We start from the raw sequence: 24,241 nt of genomic DNA, 5'->3' as shown, positions 1-24,241 counted from the left end.
TCAGTCCTTTAATTCTTTTTTGCAAAATTCAAGTGCAGAATTTATCACATCTTGCATATCATAGTATTTATATTCTCCAAGTCTTCCACCAAAATAAATATTTTTTTCTTGTTTGGCTAATTCTTGATATTTTTGATATAAAACCTGATTTTTTTCATCATTAATCGGATAATAAGGCTCCATACCTTTATGCCATTCTAATGGATATTCTTCACTAATTACACTCTTAGGACAAGTTAAAAATTCAAAATGTTTATGCTCTATAATCCTTGTAAATGGAGTTTTTTTATCTGTATAATTAACAACAGCAACTCCTTGAAAATTTTCGATATTTAAAACTTTATGTTTAAATTCTAAACTTCTATATTCTAAATTTCCAAATCTATAATCAAAATAAGAATCAATTGCTCCGGTAAATATAATTTTTTTAGCCTTACTTTTTAGCTCTTGTCTATTTTCTAAAAAGTCTGTATTAAGCAAAACTTCACACTTTTCTAGCATTTTATTAAAAATTCTCGTATAACCGCCTTTTGGAATACCTTGGTAAGGATCATTAAAATAATTATTATCATAAATATACCTTACCGGGAGTCTTCTTATAATAGAAGGAGGTAGTTCCAAGCAAGATCTCCCCCATTGTTTTTCGGTGTAACCTTTTATAAGAATCTCATAAATATCTGTTCCCACTAAAGAAATAGCTTGCTCTTCTAAATTTTTAGGTTTATTCTTAATAATAGCTCTTTGCTTATCAATAATTTGTTTTGCTTCGTCTGGAGTTTTTATATTCCATAATTTACTAAAAGTATTCATATTAAAAGGTAAATTATAAATTGAACCTTTATAATTAGCTATAGGAGAATTTATAAAATGATTAAACTCGCAAAACTGTTCCATATAATTCCAAATATTAATATTGGAAGTTCTGAAAATATGGGCTCCATATTTATGAACATTAATATCTTCTAAATTTTGAGTGTAGCAGTTCCCGCCTATATGAGATCTTTTTTCTACAACTAAACACTTTAAATTCTTTTTTGAAGCCTCATATGCAAAAATACTACCAAATAAACCGCTACCAACTATTAAATAATCATACATAAAAACACCAAATTTTTGAATTTAATTTTTAATGATATCATTTTTTTATTAATACTCTTGTTAAAAACTTAGTAATTTTTCTAAAGTATTTATATAATAAAAAAAGTTTTTTATTTTTAAAAAATTTCCAAAAAATAAAATAATTATTCAAAACAATAGACAACCTTGGCTTCAACTTCCAAGGATCATTGTCTATAAAAAATATTTTAAAGGCATTTTCAATCATATGATCAAAAAAAGCTTCTTTAAATAAATCAGCACCTTTTTTATTTTGAGAAGATAAAAAAATTATACTTAAATTTAAAACAAAAAATATACTTGCAGAAGAATAGTATTGCTTAATTGTATCATAATTATCAAAAGCTTTTACAAGATCTTTTAAATGATTGGGATATTTAAAACCTTTAGATATATTTATTGTACTATTTTGCCTAATTCTATAAATATGCATCTCTCTAGGAAAAACATAAATTAAATTACTCTGAAAAAATAATAACATTCCAAAATGATGGTCTTCATGAATAATACGATCAATAAATTTTAATCTTAAACTTTTCAAAAAGTCAAAATCAATCATTCCAGACCAAATAAAATAAAAACTAGTTATATTATATTCAATACTTCTTTTTAACCATTCAATAGGAGTAATAATTCTTTCTTGATAATTGTACAACTCTAAAAGCGAACTCCATTTTTTTCTAAAATGCCCTTCAAAGTATGGTTCACTTTTAAACCATACTATTTCTACCCCATTCATTCTCTTAATACATTCTTCAATACAATTAACCTTCCAGTAATCATCAGAATCTAAAAAAATTATATAATCAATATTTGGATTTTTAAATTCTTTCAGTTCTTTTTCATTCTTAAAAGCTTTATGACTTTTATACATAGAATATACTTTATAAGAATTATCACCTTCCACATTAAATTCTATTAGAGAATTTTCTTTTAATATTTTAGTTCTATTTTTAAAACTATATTCTCCATTAAAATATTTTATACCAATATTTCTAGCTGTACTCTGCCCTCCATTCTCTTTATTAAAGAGAGTTATTCTTGTATCTGTAAGAGTATACTCTTTTGCTATATTAAATGAGTTCTTATCAGTGCTTCCATCATTTACCAAAATAATTTCTAATTTTTTATAAGTCTGATTTATAACACTATTTAAACATTCTCTTAAATATTTTTCTACGTTATATATCGGTATAACCACACCAACAGTTTTCATCTTTAATTACAAATCTGTTAAAAATAAGTCACTAGAAAAAATTTTAGATTTTACTTTTATAAGTTCACGACTAATACGATTAGCTACAATTAAATCTGATTTTTCAATAAAACTATTAAGATTATTTTCAATTTTAATACCTTGAAATTTATCATCTTTCAATAAGGGTTCATGTATAATGAAATTTAAATCATTGTTATATTTCTTTAAATAGTTAATTATATCTAGGATAACAGAATTTCTAAAATTATCAGAATTATTCTTCATTATAAGTCTAAAAATACCTATATTTTTTACATTCCGAGACAAGATCGAATTGCTTATAAATTTCTTTCTAACTTCATTTGATTCCACAATAGCTTTAATTAGACTATTTGGGATATTTTTAAAATTTGCCAAAAGTTGTTTCGTATCTTTAGGTAAACAATAATCGCCATAACCAAAACTTGGATTATTATAATAATCTCCTATTCTAGGATCTGCGCATACACCATTAATAATATCTAATACATTTAAATTATAGTTTTTTGCATAAGTATCAATTTCATTAAAAAAACTGATACGCATAGCTAAGTAAGTATTTGAGAAGAGTTTAACACTTTCTGCTTCATCAGAATCCATAAAAAAAGTCTTAAGATTCTTTTTTTGAATACTTTTATAAAATAATTCAGCAACTTGTTTGCCTAAATTCCCTTTATCGCCTATAATCATTCTGCTTGGATTTAGACAATCATAAAGAGCACTTCCTTCGCGTAAAAACTCCGGTGAAAAAACTATATTATCAAATTTAAATTCTTTTTTAATTCTTTTTGTATATCCTATAGGAATAGTACTTTTAATAATAACTATAGCATTAGAATTAATGTTCTTAATTTTCTTTAAAATATCTTCTATATTCTTTGTATCAAAAAAATCAATAGTATCATTATAATTTGTTGAAACAGCAATAATTATATAGTCAAAATCTTTATAAACTTGTGAAGTATCTGCTAAAACCGCCTTTAATTTATCGGGATTTTCTCTAAAAAATTTTTCAATTAATTCATCATTTATAGGAGATTTATTATTATTGACGCATTTTACTTTGTTTTCATCTATATCTGCTAATAAAACATCATATTGTCTTGATAAAAGTATAGCATTAGCAAGACCAACATAACCTATTCCTACTACCAAAATTTTCATAAAACTCCTTTTTTCTTATAGTTAAAATTAAATAACCATTTTCTCAATAAACGATAAAATTTGGTTTGCGAAATTTTAGCTTTTAAATAAGATAAACCTAATATTTTATAAACAAAACTAAATAACTGTATATTTTTTAACTCAAATAAATAAGGTTTATATATAAAAGAATGTAAACAATAAAAACTTTTATCATTTTTTTCTGCTATCAAGTATCTTTCTTTATCTAAGATAATTTGAAAAAAATCATTTCTATATGTAAAACTATAAAGCTTATTTTTAAGATAAAAAACAAAATTTAATAAATCTTTTTCCATATCAATATTCAATTTTTCTATTGTTTGTTTAATATTTTTCTTATCATTATGACTTAAAGTAAGCAAATAATTATAAATTTGCAATTTCTCTTCATTGCTTAATTTTCTATCCCATTCTCTTTTTTCATAGTGTTTTTGTAAGTCTTTATAAAAATACCAAGAATCTGGCAAAATCCCTTTTTGAAAATAAAATACATCTAAATGTTTTATATTAGTCATTTTATATTCTATATTTGCATCTAAAAATACTTTAGTAATTTTTTCTTGTTGTAAAAAATCTAATAAAAGCTCATATTTTAATTCTTTATCTATAAAATCATTTATATTCTTATAAATGATTTCCCCTATATAAATACTAACATCTTTAAAATCATAATTTTTATCTTTAAAAAGTATTAAAACTTTTTCATTTTTAGCTTGAAAAACTTGTAAAGGTTTTAAACTATGTGTTTGCATATTTTTTAAATTCTTATAAAAAAGTTTATGATTTCTATGTCTTCTATCCATGTAACCATTTTGATTTGGTTCTATGTGCCAAAAATGATACATATAAATTCCATAAAAACAAGCTTCATAACCAAGCAATGAAAACCAAGATCTAAAACCTTCAAAATTATAAAAATTCCAATTTCTAGAATCATAATTTAAATTAGAGGGCATCTTTTCAAATTCAATACAAGACTTTAAAATTCTAGCAAAAAGATCAAAATCTTCGTAACTATGACCTATAAATCTTTCATCATTTCCACCAAGCTTTAAAAAAGTATGTTTATTTATTACTATACTTGAAGTAGAACTTGGAGCAAAAAATTTAACATAAGTATTTTTTCCGCTTATTAGATCATTTTGTATTAAACTATCCCATAAACTTTGATCTTGTTTTTTTAAGGAGTTACTTGCTTCTTGCGTAAGATAAACAACAGGTAAAACAAGTAAAGCATTTAAATTTAAGGAAATATTTTTTATTTTAATTAAATTAAGAATTTTTAAAAAGCTTTCTTTAGAAAGATAGCAATCTACATCTAAAAACATTATAACAGAAGAGCTAGCAAAAGAAGCGCCCAAATTTCTGCATTTTCCTTGTGAAAAAAAATTAATTTGAGAATCATCTTTTAAATAAATGTAATTATTTTGAATTATTTTTTCTTTTAAATTATTTTTTAAAGAAGAATAACCTTCTACAAAAATAAATTCTATCTCTTTTAAATCTTTAAAATCCTCTATTTTTTCAAAAATTCTATCTTGAATATAAAGACGCTCTTTGCTTAATCCAAAAGGAATAATAACAGACAAAAGGGTCACTAAACATTTCCTATAGCATAAAGCTGAATAATTCCTACAACTTTTTCTTTTTTTCCAACTATAATTTCTTTAATTTTATATTTTAACATGATCTCTTCTGCTTCGCTTGCCATAGCATCTGCATCTACTAATTTAGGATTAGTGCTCATAATTTCCTTAGCCCTAAAATCAAACCTTGGTTTATCACTAGCTTTTAAAGCACGACGCAAATCTCCATCAGTGATAATACCAACAAGCTTTTCATCTTCTAATACTATACAAAGCCCTAATTTTCCAGATGTCATTACATTAACAAGATCATTAAATTCAGTTTCAGGATGAACTATTGGAAGATTCTCTGAAACCATAAGATCTTTAACTTTTGTTAAAAGCTTACGTCCTAAACTTCCACCTGGATGAAAAAGTGCAAAATCATCTGGTTTAAAATTTCTAGCTTTCATTAAAGCTGCTGCTAAAGCATCTCCCATAACCAAAGTTGCAGTTGTTGAGGACATAGGAGCAAGATTTAAAGGACAAGCTTCTTTGGTGATAGAAATATTTAAACAAATATCTCCTTGTTTTGCTAAGGTTGATTTTAAATTTCCGCTCATTACTATAAGAGGAATTTTTCTTCTTTTTATCACAGGAACAATTTTCAAAAGCTCTTCAGTTTCCCCAGAATTTGAAATAGCAATTAAAACATCATCACAAGTAAGCATACCTAAATCACCATGCAAAGCTTCTCCAGGATGGATAAAAAAACTAGGTGTTCCAGTACTTGCTAAAGTTGCAGCTATTTTTGCTCCTATATGACCTGATTTACCCATTCCACTAACAACGCAACGACCCTTAGTATTTAATATAAGAACAATTGCCTTGGTAAAATTATCATCTAAATTTTTAGACAAATGTCTAATGGCTTCTGCTTCTGTTTTAAAAACCTCTTTAGCAATTTCAATACTATTTAACATTTTTATTCCTATATTTTTAATACAACATTAGTTGCAATAGCAATTTGATAAAGAATTTGAGTAAGCATACTAAAGATTTGCAAATTTTCACTTTCTATTTTTGGCAATACCAAAATAGAATCTCCTGCTTCTATTTTCATGCCATTGTGATATTTTTCAGCTTTGCCATTGATTCTTATAACCAGAACTTTAGAAGTATCTGCCCTATCTCCATAACCTCCTGCTTGATCTATATAAAATTTTAAATCCTCTTTTTTAGTATAAACAAATGCACCTGGCAAAGATACTTCTCCTTGAACTATAATAAGATTGTTTTTACTTGGGACATTTACAATGTCTCCATCTTCTAAAGTAATAGTATCATAAGCTTTCACATCATCTATAACAATTTGTCCTCTAGGTTCTACCTGTTTTGCTCTTTGTATAAATTCTAAAATAGTTCTTGATTGTTGAGCACGTATAGCTGCACCTTGTGGAGTAACAGAAGTACTAGTTAAAGCTAAGGTTTCAAGTTCTTTAAGTTGTGCCTTGATAAGCTCTTTTTGCGTTCTAGCAACACTTTTTCTAAAAATTTGCAAAGAGTTTATATCTGATTGACTATTTACTTTTATAAGCCTTGAAACATCTTTTAATGTAGTCCCTCTTCGTATCACCAAAGTACTTAAACCATCATGTTCCCCTTTTATGGATATACTAATATTTTGCGAAACATATTCTGGCTGAAATTCAACCTCATCACCCGTTCTTAAAATAACTTTTTCAAATTGCATTTTATTATAAGAATGAACATCAAGCTTGTGATCATCTGCGTATGTTTTTACAATAGCATTTGTTACTATAGGTTTGGCTCCAGCAATTTTAGCTAAATCACTTAAAGTTTTAATATCATCTCCAAGCTCAAAACGAAAAGGTTTTTGAACATCTCCGCTTACAAAAGCATATTTTTGAACATTTCCAACTAAAATTACATCTCCACTTCTAAAAGGAAAAAGTTCCATTTTTCCTTTTAGAAGAAAATCATATAAATCTATATTTTTAATTACTTCATTATTTCTTAAAATTTGCACATTTCTAAAACTTCCATATTCTAAATTGATACCTTGTGCTTTATCTAAATACTGAATAATTGAATCAGAGCTTAATCCTTGATAAAGACCTGGAGCATTAACGCTTCCTGTAACAAAAACAGAAACATTCTGATAAGCATTCATATCCGCATAAACAAAAACATTATTTTTATAAATACGACTTACCTTAGATTTAATCACAGAAACTAAAGCACTATTTTTTACTCCCAATAAATTAATAGCCCCTACTTTTGGAATAAAAATATTACCTTGAGAATCCACTACTAAAATTTGAGAAAATTCAACAGCTCCCCAAATTTTTAAGCTTATTTGATCTCCGACTGCAATTTTATAATCAGGATTATAAACCCTTTGAGTAAAATTTTTAAAATTTCCATTAAAAAGTTCTGCTCCAAAAACAAGAGGAATAGCTGTTTGTCCCATTAAAATAGTACTTGAATTATTTTCTATATCCCTAGGATATACCGAAGATACATTCTGTTCAAAAACTGGAGTATTATTCTCACTTGCAACAATTTGAGATATATCTACTGCTGCAAAAGAAAAAATAAATGAAATAAGTAATATAAATATTTTTTTCATTTTAGTATTTGTGCTCCTCTATAATCATTTTAATAAATTTAAGAATCCCATATGCTAAAGATAAAACTATAAATGCTGTAACAATGTCATAAATCCTTTCTGGATACTTTGCACTTTGGGGTTTACTTGGATTTTGTATCACAACTAATTGTTTTATCTTTCTTAGAGCTTCTATTCTAGCACTCTCATAAGCTTTCAAAGCTGTTTTATAAGCTTCTTCTGCAAAGCCTACTTCTATAGTTAGATCTTGAAATTTAGCTGCTAAATCATTTAACTTTTTACTTGAGGTATTAGATGAAATTTTAGCCTGCTCTTTATTAAGTTGTTTCTTAATTGCTACAATTTCAGCCTTTAAAGTAATAATTTCTGGGGCACTATCATTCATATAGCTTTGCAAAGTTAAAAGTCTAGCTTCTTTTTGTGCTAAATTAGCTTCTATTTGTGCAATTAAATTCGCCTTACTTTCAGCCTGTTTTAAAGGATCAAAAACTCCATATTTATTTTGAAAAGAAATTAAATTATTCTGTGCCTTTTGAAGTCTTTCTTTAAATTTAACCACCTCATTTTCTGCAAATATCATTTGATCTCTTGCTGCCTTATGAGAAACTTCATTTACAAATTTTTCGCTCTCTTCCATAATTGTTTTTGCAATCAAATATGAGGATTCTGGAGTAAAACCTTCTACTTCGATATTTAAAAGACCTGTTTTATCATCTGTATGGATCTTTATACGATTTTGATAATATCTTAAAAAGGCTTCATTGGAACTTGATTCCCATAATTTATAAAATAAATCTATATTTTGATCTGCATAGAGTTCTTTTATTTTAATTTTTTGTTCCAATAAATTAAGCATATCAGAAGAATAAATATAACCTTTTAAATATTTGATATCCTCATTTGACACGGAAGCACTAGAAAGCAAAGATAAAATTCCACTTGTTTGAATACTACCACTACTTGTTGATCTTACATCAAAACTCATAGTTGTTACATAACGATTAGCTGCTATTAAAATATAATAAATCACAACAAAAATCATTAAAAACCAAACGATTTTAAAAGAATCAAATATACTTAAATCTTTAATTTTTTCTAATAAACTTTTCTTTTCTTCCATTAAGCTTTTCCTTGATAAACAGCTATACCTTCTTCGATATCATCATAAACTGTAATTTTTCCATTTTCCATAAAAATAATTTTATCACACCATTGTTTAATTTCGGCAATATTATGAGAAACCATAATAACTTTAGATTGGCTTAATTTCTCTCTATAAAGTTTTATACTTTTTTCTCTAAATTTAGGATCTCCAACTGCTCCAGCTTCATCAATTAAATAATAATCAAAGTCAAATGCCATACTAAGTCCAAAAGCAATTCTAGCTTGCATACCTGAAGAATAAGTTTTCATAGGCTCATTAAAGAATTTTCCAAGTTCTGCAAATTCTTCTACAAATTTAATTTTTTCTTTAAGTTTTTCTCCTTTATAACCATAAACCCTTGCTACAAATTTAACATTATCTCTAGCAGTTAAAGAACCCTGAAAAGCACCATTTAATCCTAAAGGCCAAGATAACTTTTTATTAGTTATAATTTTTCCACTATCTGGAAGCTCAGCACCACTTAAAAGTCTCATAAGTGTTGATTTTCCAGCTCCATTATAGCCCATTAAACCAATACTACAATTTTCAGGAAATTCAAAAGTAAAATCTCTAAAAATATAATGCCTTTGACCATTAAATAAAGGATAAGATTTAGTTAAATTTATAAGCTTTATCATTGTCTTTTCGTTGCTGTTAGGGCTTGTCTATTGTAATAATAAAAAAATAATCCTATAAAAAGTACAATGGCTATACAAAAAATAGGATACTCATAATTACAATCCTCATATAAAGGATAATTATCAAAAAAATTATACCTTAAAAGCTCCATAATATGAAGCAAAGGATTATAATAAAATACATCAAGCAAAGGTTTAGGTATAAGCCAAGTAGGGAAAATAATACCCGAGGTCCAATAAAAAACAATGCTAAAATAAGCAAGTAAAGTTCTTAAAGGTTCAAAAAAATGATGAATAATTGCAAAACAAACCCCCAGTGCAAAACCTGAGCACATCAATAAAAAAATACAAAAAGCAACATCTAATAAATGTCTTGGTAAAACATTTAAATGAAAAAACCAACCCGCAAAAAATAAAATAACGATAAAAATCACAAAATAAATACAAAATTCAAGTAAAGTCCTAGCAATAAATACATGAATTGGTTTTACAGGTTTATAAGCAAATAAAGCTAAATTTGCCCCTACGCCATTCATAAGTTGATTGGCTATACTTCTAAACATAAAAAAGGGCATAATACCAGAAATTAAAAACATAAAAATAGAAATTCCTTCTGGCATTACTTGATGATGATACTCTCTAATAAGAGTTCCAATTATAGTAATAACCAAAATAACAGACATGGGCTCCCCTACAACCCAAATATATCCCAAATGTCTGTTTGCACCAAATCTTGTTTTTAACTCTCTAAAAAAAAGAGCATAAATAACATTTAACATCTATTTTCTCTATTTTATAAATTTTAAAAAATTATAATACATTTTTTGTTAATCAATTTCTTTGAAATTCAATTTTTTTATTTAACATTAAGGTATTATCAGTGAATTTAGTCCATAAAATATATAAAGCATAAATTCTTATACCTTTTTGAAATTTTGCAAAAGGAAATTTTTGATAATAAAGCTTTTCTTGTTCTTTGGTAGCATTTATGAATTTAGCCTTTATTTGAACTCCTTTTAATAAAGCAATTTTTTTACCTTGATAAACATTCACTGCCACACAAGGGTTAATAATAGAAAGTTTTATATGTTTGGTGTTTTGATCAGAAGCGATGATAAAAGAAAAATCAAAAGTATCAAAAACATAAAAAGCATTAGCAATATAAACTTCTTCGCTATCTTGCATTGCAAAACTTAAAATTTCATTATTTTGTAAAAAATCTATAATTCTTTGATCCATAAAAAATTATACTAAAATAAATTTAAAAAAATCCGATCTAAAATTAAAGTCCACTATAAAAGGAGTTCAAAATGGAACTTAGTGCAAGTAAAAGTCAAAATTTTTCTATGGATTATACGACAAAAAGCGGTAAGCATCTTACTTTTTCTATGTATGATAACCAAAGTATAAACTATAATAACGAAGAAGGTAAAAATTTAAATTTAAAACGTCAATATGGTTTTAGTTTTAGCTTTGAAGGTTCAAAACTTACTCAAAATGATTTAAATGAAATCAAAGATGCTATGAAAGAAGTTGAACCAATGATACAAGATTTCTTAAGCAAAAGTAAAGTAGGAGAGTTAAACCCAAAAGAACTTATTACTAGTGCAATGCAAATAGCAAATGTCTTACCAACTCCAAATGATGAGAATCATCAAAATGCTATTATGAACAATTTTACCAACAAATTGCAAAATTTACTTAATAAAAATCAAACTCCAAGCACAGAAACAAATACTTCAATGCTTGAAGATAGTAAAAAGCTTTTAGATGAAGTTTTAGAACAAATGAAAAAACAACTTGAAAAACAACAAGAAATAGCCAAAGAAAATAAAAATAACACAGAAAATAATCTTAATCTTTATGCTTAATACTCTTGCCTTAAGGCAAGAGTATTATAGTTTAAAATATTAAATATTTTTTAATCCTATATCTAAATTTGTAAAAATTTCTAAATTTAATTAACGATAACTTAAATATTATAAATTTTCTTTAAATTCTTTCGTTCCTCTTTTTTATATTTATATTCTTTCGCAATTTTTTTAAGCTCTTTTATAAAAATAAAATATCCACCCTTATGCCAAGTTTTTTGAGCCTTGATTAAAGCATAACCTATTTTATAATAAAGATGATCTTTTACAAATTTTAAAGCCTTTTCATGATCTTTATAAGAAGATAAAGATCTAATATGCTTAAATTTATCTTTTTTAAACTGTAAATATATTATCAATAAATCCAAAGGATTTTTAAGTAAAGTTTTCAAAGTAAAAGAATTTTTTACCATAGCCTCACCTAATTTATAGTTTAAATGATTTTTCATCAAAAACTCAGCACCTATTTTTTTTCAAAATTAAAAGGAGTTTGAAATTTATCTTTAATTTCTTTAAAATAAAATTCAAAAAGTTCATTGCATCCTAAATTCAAAGCAATTGAGCTTGCAATGTAATCAATATTTTCAAAACCTTTTTTAGCATACTTAAAAAAATAATCAAATATAAAATCACAATAATATCTTGTATTGCCACAAAATAAGGTCTCTAAAAAGGCATTTTTTCTTTGCATAAGTAAATTTTCAATACACTCATTTACTTCTTTAATTTGCTTTTCTTTAAATAGAATTTCTATCCATAAAAGATGAAAGGCATCGTTATTTGGATTATAAAAATGGGCTTTTTTAAGCCAAAATTTTATCTCTTCTAAAGATTTTTTTAAAATTTTAGCAAGTCTAAAGCCATGAAAACAAATAAAAGATTTATGAAAAGAATGAACATTGATTCGATCTAAATATTTTTGAATAATTTTATATTGCTCTTCATCACTAAAATACTCATAAATTCCAATATCTTCTTTATATTTACCAGTTAAAACAGCTAAATTTGCATAACCTGATGTTTTGGTATAATAAATTTTATCAGACCAAGACATTAAAGCATTTTCATATAAAGCCTTATAAACATAATCTTTTTTATCACATAAATCTATAGAAAAAAATAATTTCTTTTTTTGTATTTCATTAAGATTTAATAAATTTGGAAGTTCATTTTTAAAACATTCAAGCAAAGATAAATCATCACTAAAAACTATAATAGCATTATTATTTTTTAATTCTTTATTAATAATTTCTATAGCAAGTGTAAAATTAAGAGCTCTTGCAAAAATATTAGGTCTTATAATTTGTTTTTGAAATTTATTTAAAAAAATAGCATCTCCTACTCTTATATGCAAAGAACAAAGCTGCTTATTATCAATATTTTTCTTTAAATTAATAATTTTTTCTTCAGCTTCTTTTAAAATTTCTTTTATTTTAGGAGCAAAATCAAGCTCTTGCCAGATTTTAATCAAATTTAATTTATATTCTTTAGTATCTAAATCATTAAAAATTGTATCAAGACGCTTTTGTGTAGCGTGAATTGGGAAATTTAAAACTTTTGTATCTTTTAAAGAATTTATGCTTTTTCTCTTAAATTTGCCAAATTCATCCATACGATTTTCAAAAATACCATTATAAGAATACTTTTGTATAAATTCTTTAGAAAAAATTTCGTCTACACAAGGAACAACAACAGGAGCTAATTTATTTTTAGCTACTTCAGTTTCACTAGCATTTAAAGGGTGCCATATAAAACCAAAATCAAAATTCAAACGCTTAGCAATATAAAGTGCATTCAAAATAGCTCTTAATCTTTCTCCTAACCCATCATCTCTTGAGGCTAAAATTAACTCTTTTTGCATTATTTACTTTCAAAAATTTAAAATATATTTTTTAGTATAATTATATAAAAATTTAAGAAAGAAAATTATGCAGACAATAGAAATACTAAAAAATATGTTAGAACTTCAACAAAAACTAAATGATGAAACAAATGGTATTGGATGGGAAAATGGTTATACTAAAGAAGGCAAGCTTATAAGTTGGAGACGTTGTATTTATATGGAATGTGCAGAGCTTATAGACTCCTTTGCTTGGAAGCATTGGAAAAATATCGCCTCATCAACTGACTGGAATAATGTCCATATTGAACTAGTAGATATTTGGCATTTTATTCTTAGTCTTTTACTTGAAAAGTATAAAAACGACAAAAATTATAACAATATTGCTATGGAAATTAGCTCTATAAGTATTTTTCAAGACTTTTCTAAAGAAAAAATGAAGCCTAATGAGAGCGATACTTATAATATTTTAAATGACATTGAATTACTAATTCATGAGTGTAGTGGTTTTAATCTACGCTTATATACTCTTTTATCAAATTATTTTGCTTTAGCTATTAAGTGTGGTTTAAATTTAGAAAGTCTTTATAAAACTTATATAGGTAAAAACATTTTAAATATCTTTAGACAAGAACATGGTTATAAAGAAGGAAGTTATAAAAAAAATTGGAATGGTAAAGAAGATAACGAAATTTTAAATGAAATTTTAGAGAATAAATTTGATTATAAAGAAATCTATCAAAGTCTTGAAGAATACTATAAAAAAGTCAAATAATGCTCATTTTTAAACTTGCCTTAAAAGATTTTTTAAGTATTAAATTTTTAAAATATGCTTTTATTCCACTTCTTTTTAGTTTTTTATTTGTAAGTATTTTAGTTATTTTTGGATTTTCATTCTTATTTAATTATTTTAATACCTTATTTAGTATAGATGAAAATTCTTTTTGGGCATGGCTTTATGCTTTTCATTTTATGCAGGTTATTATAGCGATTATAAGTATTTTATTTTCTAGTCTTGTTATTATTTTTGCTTCTGTTTTTTTAGCACTTTTTATCACATCTTTTTTAACACCTTTTATTGTTAAAGAAATCAACTCAAAATATTATCATTATGAAATAAAAAATGAAATTTCTTTTATAAAAATCATTTTTGAATTTTTAAAAATATTTCTAAAATTTATAGCATTTTTTGTGCTATGTACTCTTTTTTTATTTTTACCTTTTATAAATCTTTTTATTTATTATCTTGTATTTTATTATCTATTTCATAAACTTTTAATATTAGATGTTACAAGCTCTGTTTTAGACAGGGAAAATTTTAATTTTTTTCAAAATAAATTCTCTCCTTTAGAGTTTAAATTCAGCACACTTTGTTTTTATTTGCTTTCAACTTTACCGCTTTTGGGTATATTTTTACAAGTTTTTTTTATAATTTTTCTTACTCATCTAAGTTATCAAAGAATTTTAAAATTGCAAAATAAAATCTGAAGGGCTTATATGATGATTATATAAATAAGCTCTTAAAAGCCTTGGAATTTTAAAAATTCTACATTCTTCTTTAAATTTTTTAGGTAATTTTTCACAAATTTCGTGCTTAAATACAATAGCACTTTTATCTTTATAAACCACACCTATTTTTCCACCTAAAATACAATCACCCTTTAAAGCCTCTTTTCTTTGGGCTGCACTTAAAACAATTCCTTGAATTTTTACAGCCTTTGCAATATAGCCTTCATCTCTTGGGCAAATTAAAAGATCTTTAAATTCTTTTATTTTTTCTATATCAAAAAGTTTTTCTTTATCTTTTTGAATATATTTAAAACTTTTTTTTAAACCTTCTTCAAATTCCTTTACAAAATCATTTGAAAAATGCTTTCTAATATAATTCCTAAAATATTTTTCATTTTCATTGCTTTCATCATTAAAGTATTTGATATTTTCTTTATTTAGAAAGCTTAAAATTTTATTTTTAGAAGTAAAGAGTAAAGGGCGTAAGAGATTATAATTTTTACATTTTTCAAATTCACTCATTCCTAAAAGCTCTATCACCCCTGCTCCACGCGAAAGCTGCATTAAAAACCATTCTAGTTGATCGTTTAAATGATGAGCTAAAATGAGATTATTATAATGATATTTAAAACAAATCTTTTCAAAAAAATCATAACGAAAAGCTCTTGCATTTTGCTCGAAATTATTTTTAAAAAAAGGAGCTGAAATAGTAAAAATTTGTTTATTAAATTTAAAAGCAAGTTTTTTAGCTTCATCTTCTTCTAAATCGCTATTTTTTCTTGTTTTATAATTGATCATAGCAAGATCAAATTCAATTTTTTCTTGCATCAAAAAATAAAAAAGTGCGGTAGAATCACTTCCATAAGAAAAAGCTAATAAATTTTTACCTTTTCTTAAAAATTCTAAAATTTCCTCTTTAATCTGCATATTTTTTCAAAGCTTTTGCAATAAGTTTTTTATCAACGCTTTGTAAAATTTCACACTCATAAATTTGTCCCATTTCTAAATTTCCACATTCGCTTTCATTGATAAGGATTTCTCCATCAATTTCCCTATCCCATCTTAAATCTTTTCCAGCAATAAAAAATTCACCCTCGCTACTTTCTCCTGTGCAAACCACTAAGCGTCTCTTACCTACTTCTTTTTTAAAACTCTCATTTATCACTTTATCTACAATTTTTTCTATTTTTTTAAGTCTTGAATTTATAGTTTTAAAAGGAATTTGCTCCATATTAAAAGCAGCAGTATCCTCTTCTTTAGAATAAGCAAAAACACTTATTCTATCAAAATCAAAATCTTTTACAAATTCACAAAGCTCATTAAAATCTTCATCACTTTCGCCAGGATGTCCTACAATAAAACCTGTTCTTAAAAAGCTATCTTTAGCATTTCTCATTAAAGTTAATATTTCTTTAAGTTTTTCAGAATTCATTCCTCTTCTCATAACTTTAAGCATATTATCACTAATATGTTGCAAAGGCATATCAAAATAATTCACAAAAATCTTAGAGTCAATAATGCGTTGTATTAAAGTTTTACTCACACTTGTAGGATAAAGATATAAAATTCTAGCTGCTTTTATGCCTTCTATCTTTTCTATCTCTTCGATCAAATAAATAAGTCCATCTTTTTGCCCTTTATCATATAAATACGAGCTTGTATCCTGAGCGATAAAAGAAAAATCCTTGTAACCTTTTTTTACTAAATCTTTAACTTCTTTTACTATGCTTGAAATTTCACGTGATTTTAGTTTGCCCTTAAAAGTTGGGATAGCACAAAAAGAACAATTTTGATTACATCCTTCGGCGATTTTTATGAAAGCATGGGAATTTGATCCTGTGATAATGCGTTTAGAATTTTCACTTTGCAAATAAGTTGAACTTGAAAATAAATTTGTTTTTTTAAGTATCATCTCATCAATTCTTTCATAATCACCTACGCCTGTAAAAAGATCAACTTCTGGAAGTTCTTTCATAAGCTCTTCGCGGTAACGTTGCATCAAACAACCTGTAACTACTAAAAGGGAATTTTTCTTTCTTTGTTCATGTAAATTTAAAATCGCTTCTATACTTTCTTTTTTAGCACTTTCAATAAACCCACAAGTATTAACAATAATCACATCTGCTTTATTTGGTTCATCACAAATTTCATACTCACTTAAACGACCTAGCATAATTTCACTATCAACTAAATTTTTATTACAACCCAAAGATAAAAGATAAAGTTTTGGCATTTTCCCTACTTTTATTTTTTTTTTTTTTGATATAATCCGACGCCAAAATTATATCAAAGATTAGTGAGAAATTTAATGTTAAATAAAAATATAGTTTTACTTGGTGGCAGTGCTTTTGTAATGGTTAATGGCATTCAAGTAGGTTTAAGAAAAAAAGGATTTAAAGTAAGTAATCTTGCTCTTGGAGGAACCTCAGCTTTACAAAACCTTTATGAATTAAAAAGGAATTATGAAATTTTAAAAAATTCTGATTTAATCATAACTTCTTCCAATGTCCATGATATAGGAATGTATAATAATATAAACAGTTTAAAATATTCTTTTGAAATTATTGATTGGTTTTATAAAGAGCTTTTTCATTTAAATAAAAAAATTATAGTTTTTATAACTCCCACTCCTCAAACTTGGATGAATGAAGTATGTATAAAAAGTATTAATAATTTTCATAAAAAACTAGCTAATAAATATGGTTTCAATGTTATAGATTTACAAGAATTTTATATCAAAACCAATTTACTTTATACTTTTCAAGCCCTAAGAGATGGTGCTCATGATTTTGATTTTGTTATGAGAACTTTAGGAGAAAATATAGCAAATAATTTTCATAAGTTTTTAAAACCTAAAAAAATTAATTTTTCTTATGATAATCCTACTTTTAAAATTATTAAAGCTAAATATTTTAGTAAAAAACTTTCTAAAGAGTGCTTCACCAAAGAAAATTCAAGTTTTAAAGAAGAATGTTTATTTATAGATCACAATGATGAATTAGAAATTGATCAAAAATATAATGATTATAAAATTATAGGAATTCATTTTTGGGATTCTAAAGGCAAATTTAAATTTATAAATAAAAAAGAGATAGAATGGGGAATTAACTTTTCTCATCTTGGTTTTACTAATTTTACTCACTTTGATGATTTAAGCATAAAACCTAATATGAAATTTAAACCACTTTTAAATTCTAGTATGAATTTTATTAGTTTTTTTCTTGTTAAAAATGATTATATTCCTTATTCTCAAACTACAAATTTTGAAATTCTAGCTTATGAAAAAATAACAATAAAAAAAGAATATGATTTTAATCATTTAATCCCACCTATAAAATTTTATAAAGAAATTATTGATGAGTATTGCGCCATAATGGATTCAAGAAAATTAGCTCCTTTGCAAAAACAAATTTCTGATCTAAGTCAGCAAAATTTAAAAATTAACCAAAAAACGAACTTAGAATTAGCAAACCTAGAGCAAGATTTAATCTTTAAAAAATTACAAAATAAAAAACTAGCCAAACAAATGGGTATAAAAATAAATGCAATAATGCCTAAACTTACTATGATAAATCCAAATTCAGCAAAAGCAAGAATTCATAATCACTTATCTTATAAATTAGGACAAGCTTTAATAGAAAATTCAAAAAGTATATTTGGCTTCATAAGAATGCCTTATGTATTATCTTATATAAAAGATAAACATAAATTTGAACAAAAAATCTATGAAGAAAAAATAAAACAAGATCCAAACTTAGCCTTGCCTAGTTTAGAAACTTATCCTGATTACAATGAAGCCTTAAAAGAAAAAGAATGTTTTACTTATAAATTAGGAGAGGCTTTAATACAGGCTAATAAAAATTGGTATGGGGGGGGGTATATCAAATTTATATTCAAAGATGTGCCTAGGTTGAAGAGAGAATTTAAAAAGAATAAATTATAATTTTAGATAATTTTATTTATCTAAAAAAAATCGATTGCCAAGTATTATTTAATAACTAAATATTTAAAACTTAAAATAAAATTTTTAATTTTTTGATAAAATTATAAAAATTTTATAAATATCAAGAAAGAATTTTATGGATAATTATGAATTTAATGAACTTATTAAAACTCTTAAAAATAAAGTTAATAATATCGCCTCTATTATAAAACCAGATGATATAAAAAAACGTCTTGAAGAAATAGAAAAATTAGAAAATTCTCCAAGTTTTTGGAGCGATGTTAAACAAGCAGGTGTTATAGGCAAAGAAAAAACAAAAATTTCTAATCTGTTAAAAAACTATGAAAATGCTTTCAATGCAGTTAATGATGCTAGCGAACTTTTTGATTTAGCTAATGACGAAAATGATGAACAAATTTTAAAATCTTTATTTGATGATGCCTCAAAATTAGAAGATACTATCACAAGTCTTGAAATTTCTATGCTTTTAAGCGGAGAAAATGACAATAAAAACGCCATAGTCTCTATTCATCCAGGGGCTGGTGGAACAGAAAGTAATGATTGGGCAAGTATGCTTTATAGAATGTATTTAAGATTTTGTGAAAGAGAAGGTTTTAAGGTTGAAACTTTGGATTTTCAAGAAGGTGATGAGGCAGGACTTAAAGATGTTAGTTTTCTAGTTAAGGGTGAAAATGCTTATGGTTATTTAAAAGCTGAAAATGGAATTCATCGTCTGGTTAGAACCTCTCCTTTTGATAGTGCTGGACGTCGTCATACGAGTTTTTCAAGCGTTATGGTAAGTCCAGAACTTGATGATGATATTGAGATTGAAATTGAAGAAAAAGATATAAGAATTGATTATTATAGAGCAAGTGGAGCTGGAGGTCAGCATGTTAATAAAACAGAATCAGCTGTTAGAATAACTCATATGCCAAGTGGAATTGTAGTGCAGTGTCAAAACGATAGAAGCCAACATAAAAATAAAGCTACTGCTTTTAAAATGCTAAAATCAAGGCTCTATGAATTAGAACTTATGAAACAACAAGATGCTAATAATTCAAACGAAAAAAGTGAAATAGGATGGGGACATCAAATTAGATCTTATGTACTTTTTCCTTATCAACAAGTTAAAGACAACCGATCCAATGAAGCTTTTTCCCAAGTTGATAATATATTAGATGGAGATATTAAAAAAATAATTGAAGGTGTTTTAATTGCTTTAAAAAATAAATCATAAATTATCTACTATATAAAAATATGCCGGGATATTTATCTTAGCATATGGATCTATCTCTGCACTTTGATACATATCTTCATCATTAATTTTTGTAATCACTCCAACTGGAATTCCTGCAAAAAATATCCCATCAAGACCACTTGTGAGAATTTCATCTCCTATTTTAATTTTGGCCCATTTAGGAATAAAATTAACATATATTTTTCCATTACGACCCTGAATCAATCCAGGAGCTTTATCTTTTCCAATATAAATAGAAAAAACGCATTGATCATCTCCTTGCAATAAAGCCATAACGCGTCCATCTTTATTTATAGAAATACCTGCAGTAAATCCCTTGTAGATAAGGCCTCTATTTTTATTTTCATGATTTTTTACCAAATCAAGCCATACTCTTTTATAGTCATTAATCTGCACATAAGATATAGCTCTTACTAAAGAAATTCTTGGAAAATATTGAGTTGAATTTCTATCTTCTAAAAGACGGTTTAGCTCATTGGCAAAAGTAGTAGCCAATATACTCGAATTTTCAAGCTCTTGATTTCTTTTTTTTAAGTAAGAAATCTGTTCTGCTTGATTAAAATGTTTTGAAATATTATTATAAATGTATTCTTTAAGATTGTAAAAATTTCCAATTATTACATCATTAATCCAAAGAATATTTTTTTTTATAACTCCTCCATAATAAAAAGAGATAAAAACTAAAAATGCTAAAATTAAAATATAACGTATTCTACTCTTCATTAGTTAGCTGTTGTAATAATGAAATTTCCTCCAAAGCTTTACCTGTTCCCTTTGCTACAGCTAAAAGAGGTTCATCAGCTATATAAACTGGAAGGCGAACAATCTCACTTAGATACTTGTCAAGTCCTCGAATAAGTGCCCCACCTCCTGTTAAAACAACTCCATTTTCTACAATATCTGAAGCTAAATCAGGTGGCATCATTTCAAGTACCATTTTTAAAGCATCTGCTATTTCTTTAAGCTGTTCTTTTATGGCCTCTCTTACATCTTCGCTTGTAAGTTCTATACGACTTAACAATCCGCTTACTTGATCACGCCCTTTAACAACCATTGATAATTCTTTCATGAGCTGAATAGCTGATCCTATAGTGATTTTAATCTCTTCTCCAGTTCTTTCACCTATAATTAAATTATATTTTTCTTTTACATAATTAACTATACTCATATCTAGCTTATCTCCAGCAGTGCGAATAGATTTTGAAATAACCAGACCACCTAAAGAAATAACACCTATTTCAGTAGTTCCTCCGCCTATATCTACAACTAAGTTTCCTTTTGGTTCTTGTATAGGTAAATTTGCTCCAATAGCTGCTGCCATCGGTTCTTCTATCAAAAATACCTCTCTAGCACCAGCACTTAAAGCACTCTCTCTAACAGCTTTTCTTTCAACTTGAGTTAGACCATAAGGAACAGAAATAATAATTCTAGGACGCAAAAAAGATTTTCTACGATGAGTTTTTTCTATAAAATAACGAATCATTTTTTCCGTCATATCAAAATCAGCTATTACTCCATCTTTCATAGGACGAATGGCTTCTATGTTACCTGGGGTTTTTCCTACCATATCTTTAGCTTCTTTTCCTACAGCTAAAATTTTAGCCTTACTTCCATATCTTTCACGCTCAACTGCTACCACGGAAGGCTCATTGATTACTATACCTTTATCCTTAACCAATACTAAAGTATTAGCCGTGCCAAGATCTATTCCCATATCGCTAGAAAAAAATCCTATAAGTTGATCAAGTATCATTCTTTTCCTTTATTATCTGTTTTTTTAATTAGCAAAGCTTTTTCATTATCACAAACTACGCCTTTTGTGATGATAATATCATAATTTTTATATTCAGGAAGTTCAAACATTAAATCAGTCATCATTTCCTCTATAATACTTCTAAGTCCTCTTGCTCCCGTTTTTCTTTCTAAGGCTAAATGCGCTATTGCTCTTATAGCATCATCTTCAAATTTTAATCTTACTCCATCAATGGCAAAAAGTTTTTGATATTGTTTAATAATAGCATTTTTAGGCTCAGTTAAAATCCTTATCATATCTTCCTCGTCTAATTCATTTAAGGAAGTAATTATATGCAAACGTCCTATAAGTTCAGGTATAAGTCCAAAATGCACAAGATCATCAGGCTCAATTTTTTCCATTAAATTTTTATTTTTCTCTTTTTTATCATCAAAAAAGCCAACAACATTATCGCCTAATTTTCTTTTTAATATTGTTTCGATACCATCAAAAGCACCACCGCAAACAAATAAGATATTAGAAGTATCTATTTGGATAAAATCTTGATTTGGATGTTTCCTGCCACCCTTTGGAGGAATATTAACCAAAGAACCCTCAATAATTTTAAGCAAAGCTTGTTGCACCCCTTCTCCACTTACATCACGCGTAATTGATCTGTTTTCACTCATTCTTGCAATTTTATCAATTTCGTCAATAAAAACTATTCCTTTTTGAGCACGCTCTACATCACCATCAGCAGCTTGTAATAATCTTGTTAAAATATTTTCAACATCCTCCCCTACATATCCTGCTTCAGTTAAAGAAGTAGCATCACAAATAGCTATAGGAACATCTAAGAATTTTGCTAAAGTTTGCGCAAGAAGAGTTTTACCACTTCCTGTAGGACCTATCAATAAAATATTTGATTTAAATAACTCTGTATCATCCTCACTTAAATGTGTTTTAAAAAGTCTTTTGTAATGATTATAAACTCCAACACTAAAAACTTTTTTGGCTCTTTCTTGTCCTATAACATAACGATCAAGATAAGCTTTTAATTCTTTTGGAGTTAAATCTTTAAAATAATTATCCTCTTTTTGATTTACCTCTTTTAAATTCTTCTCTTCGCCAAAGATTAAACTATAGGCTCCCTCAACACAATACTCGCAAATAAAAGCATCATCATGCTCATTTGAGAGTATTCTTCTTTGTGAACTCTCTATTTCATCGCAAAAGCTACATTTCTTAGCCATTATTTTTCCTTTTATAAATAGGTATTCCTCGCTTTGTTTCTAAAATAAATTGACACATTTTATTTACATTTTCACTTAAATTTTTTTCTAATAATTCTTGTGCATTTTCTTTAATATTGCCTTTATTAAATAAGAATTTATAAGCCCTATTTAACCTTTCGACCTCATCTTTATCAAAACGTCTTCTAATTCCTACCAAATTAAGACTTCTAATGCTCGCACGATTTCCTTCAGCTAAACAAAAAGGAACTATATCTTGAGAAAGTGCAGACGCGCCGGCTATCATGCAACCTTCTCCTACCTTAACAAATTGATGAATAGGAGTTAAACCACCAACAATAACATAATCCCCTAATTCAACGTGTCCTGCTAAAGTTGCATTATTAGCCAAAATAATATTATTTCCTAAAACACAATCGTGTGCAACATGACAATATGCCATAATAAAAGCGTTATCTCCTATAGTTGTAAACCCATTTGCTTTTTGCGTTCCTGAATTTATTGTTACAAATTCTCTAATAACTGAATTTTTACCTATATTAACACCGCTTATAATTTCATCTTTTTTGTAAGAAATATCTTGAGGAATATCTCCTACAATAGCATAAGAAAAAATGGTAGAGTTATCTCCTATACTAGTATGAGCTAAAACTCTTGCTCCTTGTTTTATAGTAACATTATTGCCTAACTTTACATTTTTTCCTATATAAGCATAAGGTTCTATAATAACATTTTCACCTAAAATAGCCCCTTGTTCAATAACTGCGCTTGGATGAATATTTTTCATTTATCAATTATCATTGCTTTAAGTTCTGCTTCTGCAACCAATATACCATCTACAAAAGCTTTTCCTTGAAAAATCCATAAATTTCCACGATTTTTCACAACGCTCATTTCATAATCAAGCCTATCTCCAGGTCGCACTGGATTTCTAAATTTAGCTCCGTCTATACCAGTAAAATACACCACTTTACTTTTAGGATCAACTTTATCTTCCATACTTTCAAAAGCTAAAACCCCTCCAGTTTGTGCCATACCTTCTAAAATTAGCACTCCTGGATAAATAGGATGATCTGGAAAATGTCCTAAAAAAACTGGATCGCTAATGCTAATATTTTTATAACCTTTAACTACTTGCGACTTTTGAAGATCAGTAATTTTATCTACTAATAAAAAAGGGTAACGATGAGGTAAAATTTCTTGAATTTGTGATACATTTATCATTAAAAGCCTTCAATACATTTATTACAAAAAAACTGAATTTTACAAAAAAAATACTAATAAAAGCATAAAAATT

General features: G+C 26.6%; 24 protein-coding genes. 5 read left to right on the top strand and 19 right to left on the bottom strand.

Annotated features, from left to right (window positions below; all coding sequences use genetic code 11):
* From glf to DU473_RS04135, 10 genes are read right to left on the bottom strand one after another with little or no spacing between them, the layout of a single operon-like run.
* Window positions 1–1,098 (bottom strand): UDP-galactopyranose mutase, encoded by a 1,098-nt coding sequence (gene glf / locus DU473_RS04180; protein WP_131163051.1) that lies wholly within the window; start codon window positions 1,096–1,098, stop codon window positions 1–3.
* A 37-nt stretch (window positions 1,099–1,135) separates the two neighbouring features.
* Window positions 1,136–2,332, bottom strand: a complete 1,197-nt coding sequence (locus DU473_RS04175) for a glycosyltransferase family 2 protein (protein ID WP_131163050.1) — start codon at window positions 2,330–2,332, stop codon at window positions 1,136–1,138.
* Between the two features lie 6 nt (window positions 2,333–2,338).
* The gene (locus DU473_RS04170; protein WP_131186574.1) at window positions 2,339–3,517 is read right to left on the bottom strand and encodes a nucleotide sugar dehydrogenase; all 1,179 of its coding nucleotides are present in this window, start codon (window positions 3,515–3,517) and stop codon (window positions 2,339–2,341) included.
* Window positions 3,514–5,136: a sugar transferase gene (locus tag DU473_RS04165; RefSeq protein ID WP_131186573.1), complete on the bottom strand. Its 1,623-nt coding sequence runs from the start codon at window positions 5,134–5,136 to the stop codon at window positions 3,514–3,516. The genes DU473_RS04170 and DU473_RS04165 overlap by 4 nt, the downstream gene beginning before the upstream one ends.
* The gene (locus tag DU473_RS04160) at window positions 5,136–6,086 is read right to left on the bottom strand and encodes a KpsF/GutQ family sugar-phosphate isomerase (RefSeq protein WP_131186572.1); all 951 of its coding nucleotides are present in this window, start codon (window positions 6,084–6,086) and stop codon (window positions 5,136–5,138) included. The genes DU473_RS04165 and DU473_RS04160 overlap by 1 nt, the downstream gene beginning before the upstream one ends.
* An 8-nt stretch (window positions 6,087–6,094) precedes the next feature.
* The gene (locus tag DU473_RS04155; protein WP_131186571.1) at window positions 6,095–7,756 is read right to left on the bottom strand and encodes a polysaccharide biosynthesis/export family protein; all 1,662 of its coding nucleotides are present in this window, start codon (window positions 7,754–7,756) and stop codon (window positions 6,095–6,097) included.
* 1 nt (window position 7,757) lies between these two features.
* Window positions 7,758–8,876, bottom strand: coding sequence for a KpsE/RkpR family capsule polysaccharide export protein (locus DU473_RS04150; RefSeq protein WP_131163045.1), 1,119 nt, complete (start codon window positions 8,874–8,876; stop codon window positions 7,758–7,760).
* Window positions 8,876–9,538, bottom strand: a complete 663-nt coding sequence (locus DU473_RS04145) for an ABC transporter ATP-binding protein (RefSeq protein ID WP_131163044.1) — start codon at window positions 9,536–9,538, stop codon at window positions 8,876–8,878. The genes DU473_RS04150 and DU473_RS04145 overlap by 1 nt, the downstream gene beginning before the upstream one ends.
* Entirely contained in the window at window positions 9,535–10,317 is a 783-nt protein-coding gene (kpsM, locus tag DU473_RS04140) for a capsule polysaccharide transporter KpsM (RefSeq protein ID WP_131163043.1), read from the bottom strand. Before kpsM ends, DU473_RS04145 begins: the two co-directional genes overlap by 4 nt.
* Window positions 10,318–10,369: 52 nt before the next feature.
* Window positions 10,370–10,777, bottom strand: coding sequence for a hypothetical protein (locus DU473_RS04135; RefSeq protein ID WP_131186570.1), 408 nt, complete (start codon window positions 10,775–10,777; stop codon window positions 10,370–10,372).
* Between the two features lie 71 nt (window positions 10,778–10,848).
* Between DU473_RS04135 and ciaI the strand changes: the two genes are divergently transcribed.
* A complete protein-coding gene (gene ciaI, locus DU473_RS04130) occupies window positions 10,849–11,409 on the top strand; it encodes an intracellular survival protein CiaI (RefSeq protein ID WP_131186569.1) in 561 nt (186 codons plus the stop codon).
* 101 nt (window positions 11,410–11,510) lie between these two features.
* Here the strand turns inward: ciaI and DU473_RS04125 are convergent, their stop codons facing one another.
* Together DU473_RS04125 and DU473_RS04120 are read right to left on the bottom strand one after the other, a co-directional pair.
* Complete coding sequence (locus tag DU473_RS04125) at window positions 11,511–11,861, bottom strand: DUF8374 domain-containing protein (RefSeq protein ID WP_498365876.1); 351 nt, start codon at window positions 11,859–11,861, stop codon at window positions 11,511–11,513.
* Between the two features lie 11 nt (window positions 11,862–11,872).
* On the bottom strand, window positions 11,873–13,270 hold the full coding sequence (locus DU473_RS04120) for a hypothetical protein (RefSeq protein WP_131186567.1): 1,398 nt from the start codon (window positions 13,268–13,270) through the stop codon (window positions 11,873–11,875).
* Window positions 13,271–13,337: 67 nt separating this feature from the next.
* Between DU473_RS04120 and dut the strand changes: the two genes are divergently transcribed.
* Window positions 13,338–14,024: a dUTPase gene (gene dut, locus DU473_RS04115; RefSeq protein ID WP_131163039.1), complete on the top strand. Its 687-nt coding sequence runs from the start codon at window positions 13,338–13,340 to the stop codon at window positions 14,022–14,024.
* Window positions 14,024–14,737 (top strand): EI24 domain-containing protein, encoded by a 714-nt coding sequence (locus DU473_RS04110; protein WP_131186566.1) that lies wholly within the window; start codon window positions 14,024–14,026, stop codon window positions 14,735–14,737. The genes dut and DU473_RS04110 overlap by 1 nt, the downstream gene beginning before the upstream one ends.
* Here the strand turns inward: DU473_RS04110 and tilS are convergent.
* Window positions 14,714–15,685: a tRNA lysidine(34) synthetase TilS gene (tilS, locus tag DU473_RS04105; RefSeq protein ID WP_131186565.1), complete on the bottom strand. Its 972-nt coding sequence runs from the start codon at window positions 15,683–15,685 to the stop codon at window positions 14,714–14,716. The genes DU473_RS04110 and tilS overlap by 24 nt on opposite strands.
* On the bottom strand, window positions 15,675–16,991 hold the full coding sequence (gene rimO / locus DU473_RS04100) for a 30S ribosomal protein S12 methylthiotransferase RimO (protein ID WP_131186564.1): 1,317 nt from the start codon (window positions 16,989–16,991) through the stop codon (window positions 15,675–15,677). Before rimO ends, tilS begins: the two co-directional genes overlap by 11 nt.
* A 75-nt stretch (window positions 16,992–17,066) precedes the next feature.
* Between rimO and DU473_RS08445 the strand changes: the two genes are divergently transcribed.
* On the top strand, window positions 17,067–18,701 hold the full coding sequence (locus DU473_RS08445) for a DUF8374 domain-containing protein (RefSeq protein ID WP_131186563.1): 1,635 nt from the start codon (window positions 17,067–17,069) through the stop codon (window positions 18,699–18,701).
* A gap of 136 nt (window positions 18,702–18,837) precedes the next feature.
* The gene (gene prfB, locus DU473_RS04090) at window positions 18,838–19,938 is read left to right on the top strand and encodes a peptide chain release factor 2 (RefSeq protein WP_131163034.1); all 1,101 of its coding nucleotides are present in this window, start codon (window positions 18,838–18,840) and stop codon (window positions 19,936–19,938) included.
* Here the strand turns inward: prfB and mreC are convergent.
* The 5 genes from mreC to fabZ are packed head-to-tail and all read right to left on the bottom strand — an operon-like array spanning window position 19,933 to window position 24,168.
* Window positions 19,933–20,682, bottom strand: a complete 750-nt coding sequence (gene mreC / locus DU473_RS04085; protein WP_131186562.1) for a rod shape-determining protein MreC — start codon at window positions 20,680–20,682, stop codon at window positions 19,933–19,935. The two genes, prfB and mreC, sit on opposite strands and share 6 nt — an antisense overlap.
* Window positions 20,672–21,712, bottom strand: coding sequence for a rod shape-determining protein (locus DU473_RS04080; protein ID WP_131163032.1), 1,041 nt, complete (start codon window positions 21,710–21,712; stop codon window positions 20,672–20,674). The genes mreC and DU473_RS04080 overlap by 11 nt, the downstream gene beginning before the upstream one ends.
* Window positions 21,709–22,944 (bottom strand): ATP-dependent Clp protease ATP-binding subunit ClpX, encoded by a 1,236-nt coding sequence (gene clpX / locus DU473_RS04075; RefSeq protein ID WP_131165931.1) that lies wholly within the window; start codon window positions 22,942–22,944, stop codon window positions 21,709–21,711. Before clpX ends, DU473_RS04080 begins: the two co-directional genes overlap by 4 nt.
* On the bottom strand, window positions 22,937–23,731 hold the full coding sequence (lpxA, locus tag DU473_RS04070) for an acyl-ACP--UDP-N-acetylglucosamine O-acyltransferase (protein WP_131163030.1): 795 nt from the start codon (window positions 23,729–23,731) through the stop codon (window positions 22,937–22,939). The genes clpX and lpxA overlap by 8 nt, the downstream gene beginning before the upstream one ends.
* Window positions 23,728–24,168: a 3-hydroxyacyl-ACP dehydratase FabZ gene (gene fabZ / locus DU473_RS04065; protein WP_131163029.1), complete on the bottom strand. Its 441-nt coding sequence runs from the start codon at window positions 24,166–24,168 to the stop codon at window positions 23,728–23,730. The genes lpxA and fabZ overlap by 4 nt, the downstream gene beginning before the upstream one ends.
* Window positions 24,169–24,241 lie beyond the last annotated feature (73 nt).

The sequence above is a fragment of the Campylobacter novaezeelandiae genome (genome assembly GCF_004323845.1).
Taxonomy (GTDB): Bacteria; Campylobacterota; Campylobacteria; order Campylobacterales; family Campylobacteraceae; genus Campylobacter_D; species Campylobacter_D novaezeelandiae.
Note: the sequence above shows the minus strand (reverse complement) of the source record. Positions and strands in the feature narration are given on the sequence as shown.

Coding starts and splice junctions, on each gene's coding strand:
- glf (WP_131163051.1), bottom strand. CDS start 1,098: ATGTATGATTATTTAATAGTTGGTAGCGGTTTATTTGGTAGTATTTTT.
- DU473_RS04175 (WP_131163050.1), bottom strand. CDS start 2,332: ATGAAAACTGTTGGTGTGGTTATACCGATATATAACGTAGAAAAATAT.
- DU473_RS04170 (WP_131186574.1), bottom strand. CDS start 3,517: ATGAAAATTTTGGTAGTAGGAATAGGTTATGTTGGTCTTGCTAATGCT.
- DU473_RS04160 (WP_131186572.1), bottom strand. CDS start 6,086: ATGTTAAATAGTATTGAAATTGCTAAAGAGGTTTTTAAAACAGAAGCA.
- DU473_RS04155 (WP_131186571.1), bottom strand. CDS start 7,756: ATGAAAAAAATATTTATATTACTTATTTCATTTATTTTTTCTTTTGCA.
- DU473_RS04150 (WP_131163045.1), bottom strand. CDS start 8,876: ATGGAAGAAAAGAAAAGTTTATTAGAAAAAATTAAAGATTTAAGTATA.
- DU473_RS04145 (WP_131163044.1), bottom strand. CDS start 9,538: ATGATAAAGCTTATAAATTTAACTAAATCTTATCCTTTATTTAATGGT.
- kpsM (WP_131163043.1), bottom strand. CDS start 10,317: ATGTTAAATGTTATTTATGCTCTTTTTTTTAGAGAGTTAAAAACAAGA.
- DU473_RS04135 (WP_131186570.1), bottom strand. CDS start 10,777: ATGGATCAAAGAATTATAGATTTTTTACAAAATAATGAAATTTTAAGT.
- ciaI (WP_131186569.1), top strand. CDS start 10,849: ATGGAACTTAGTGCAAGTAAAAGTCAAAATTTTTCTATGGATTATACG.
- DU473_RS04120 (WP_131186567.1), bottom strand. CDS start 13,270: ATGCAAAAAGAGTTAATTTTAGCCTCAAGAGATGATGGGTTAGGAGAA.
- dut (WP_131163039.1), top strand. CDS start 13,338: ATGCAGACAATAGAAATACTAAAAAATATGTTAGAACTTCAACAAAAA.
- DU473_RS04110 (WP_131186566.1), top strand. CDS start 14,024: ATGCTCATTTTTAAACTTGCCTTAAAAGATTTTTTAAGTATTAAATTT.
- tilS (WP_131186565.1), bottom strand. CDS start 15,685: ATGCAGATTAAAGAGGAAATTTTAGAATTTTTAAGAAAAGGTAAAAAT.
- rimO (WP_131186564.1), bottom strand. CDS start 16,991: ATGCCAAAACTTTATCTTTTATCTTTGGGTTGTAATAAAAATTTAGTT.
- DU473_RS08445 (WP_131186563.1), top strand. CDS start 17,067: ATGTTAAATAAAAATATAGTTTTACTTGGTGGCAGTGCTTTTGTAATG.
- prfB (WP_131163034.1), top strand. CDS start 18,838: ATGGATAATTATGAATTTAATGAACTTATTAAAACTCTTAAAAATAAA.
- mreC (WP_131186562.1), bottom strand. CDS start 20,682: ATGAAGAGTAGAATACGTTATATTTTAATTTTAGCATTTTTAGTTTTT.
- DU473_RS04080 (WP_131163032.1), bottom strand. CDS start 21,712: ATGATACTTGATCAACTTATAGGATTTTTTTCTAGCGATATGGGAATA.
- clpX (WP_131165931.1), bottom strand. CDS start 22,944: ATGGCTAAGAAATGTAGCTTTTGCGATGAAATAGAGAGTTCACAAAGA.
- lpxA (WP_131163030.1), bottom strand. CDS start 23,731: ATGAAAAATATTCATCCAAGCGCAGTTATTGAACAAGGGGCTATTTTA.
- fabZ (WP_131163029.1), bottom strand. CDS start 24,168: ATGATAAATGTATCACAAATTCAAGAAATTTTACCTCATCGTTACCCT.